The organism is uncultured Rothia sp., from assembly GCF_937976295.1.
Lineage (GTDB): Bacteria > Actinomycetota > Actinomycetes > Actinomycetales > Micrococcaceae > Rothia.
Genome location: NZ_CALJRY010000394.1, coordinates 1 through 1830, shown reverse-complemented (window position 1 = coordinate 1830; position 1830 = coordinate 1). Strand labels below are relative to the sequence as shown.

At 63.6% G+C, this 1830-nt stretch carries 1 protein-coding gene; it reads right to left on the bottom strand.

Annotated elements, in window-relative coordinates:
• Positions 1–21 precede the first annotated feature (21 nt).
• On the bottom strand, positions 22–1830 hold a 1809-nt coding region (locus tag Q0216_RS10490; protein ID WP_298595288.1), incomplete at its 5' end, for a DUF6493 family protein.

Genomic DNA, 1830 nt, shown 5'->3' with positions numbered 1-1830 from the left:
TTTCGGGCTAGGACTCTCGGGCTAGGATTCACCCAGCAGGGCGAGCGCAGCTTCGCGGGCGGCAAGCGCCTCCTCGGTCTCGCGGGCAGGCACGGCAGCCAGGGCGCGTAGTGCTTTCGCCATGACCGTGGAGCCCTTCATCTTCGGCTCCAGGACGGTGGGAATCTCAACCGGCGTGCCGTACAGTTCGGCAAGCTCAACGGCAAGCTTCACGATGGGTGCACTCTGCTTAACCTGCGGAAGCAACGGAAGAATCTGGCGCACCGTCTGGAAGACAGACCACCCCGCCAAGGGGCTCAAAGAAGCGGCATCGTTCAACGTCTGCACCAGGCGATTCGCCCCGAACCAGCCGTGCTCCAGGAGGTACCCGAGCTCACTGGCGAAAAGGTGCGCATCCCAGTTGCCGCGGTCAATGAGGGAGGCAATCGTCTCCGCCGTCAACGCGCGACGCTCCGGGGCGTACACTACAGAAGCCCACGCCAGGAAGTTATACGACGGCACACCCAGAGCACGCTCCGCCGCACCGAGCGTCTGCATAACCTCCTCAAAACCGTGAAGACGAGAGAACTGATACACGCTCAGCAGCGGCTTATACTGCGCCGCTACAAGGTCCGGGTTGTGGCGCATCGCCCAGGCGTACCAGCCACATACTAGGGCAACAGACGGCACCTCGGTATGTTCCAGGGAACGCCCCGGATACTCCGCACAGGCACCAGCCACCGCGTATGCCGCCGCCGTGAACGTGCTCCGCTCCGTGGCTGGCTCCTCCCCCGGCACCTGCCACAGCTCATAGGTGGAATCATTCACCTCATACTCGCCGTGCAGAACCTTCGGAAACGCCTCACGGTACGACTTGAAACGAATCACCGTGCGCTCAAAAGAACGCTCCACCGCAGGCAGCGGCTCAGCCAGCAGAGGCGCAAAGCCCTGCCCAGCCGCGCCCTCGCTACTATAGGGCTGATCCCCGAACGCAACGCGAAGCTGCTCATGGAACAGCGCCGTGGGCGACCGGTACGCCCAATATTCGCTACCCTTGCGCGGGTACCCCTTGAAATGAAAATCAGCATCCTGAAAACGGCCCGTGTGCTCGGTGAGTGCTGCCTGCGGGTCAGGGTCTGCGGCGTGCACATGCTGGACCAGCAACCGGTACGCCAGATACCGCAATTGGTCGCGACCATCATGCCAGGCACGGCTCAGGTAGCGGCGCAGATGCTTCTGAAAAGCGGGACTGAACTCAATGATTCGCCCCTCCTGATGCGCCCGATGCAGGTAGCTCAGCAGCGCCGGAATGCGGCGGACAGACTGCTCCCTCTCGTTGAGATGGTAGAGGGCGAACAGCAGCTCTTCACAGTCCCGGTCGTCGCGAATAGCATCCCGGGTAGCTTCGGAGGCGCGCCCAGCCTGGGGCGCCGCGTTGAGGGCGGCGTTCACCTCCGAGGCTGAGAGCCCAAGGGCGGGGACATCCGGAATCTGCACGCTACGGGGCGGCTGATCTGAGGCAGGCCGGGTGGAGGCGGGCTGAGCCGAGCTAGGCTGATTCAAACTAGGCTGTGCTGGCGCGGTGTCAGGGCACAGCTTCTGCGCGCGATCGCGCAGCTCCAGAGGAAGAACCTCCACAGCATCCTGCGCGTAAGCAGACACCTCCCCGGCACGTTCCGGTACCGCCCGAACACTCAACTCAAGCACCTTCAAACCGGCGACCATCAGCTTCTTCTCACGCCGGAACAGCAACTGCGCGGCGGCAGGTAGCGCCTCCGCCACCAGGGTTTGAAGCTCACCAGCAGTCAACGGCACCTGACCGGCAGGAACAGAACCGCCAGAGGGCGCGCA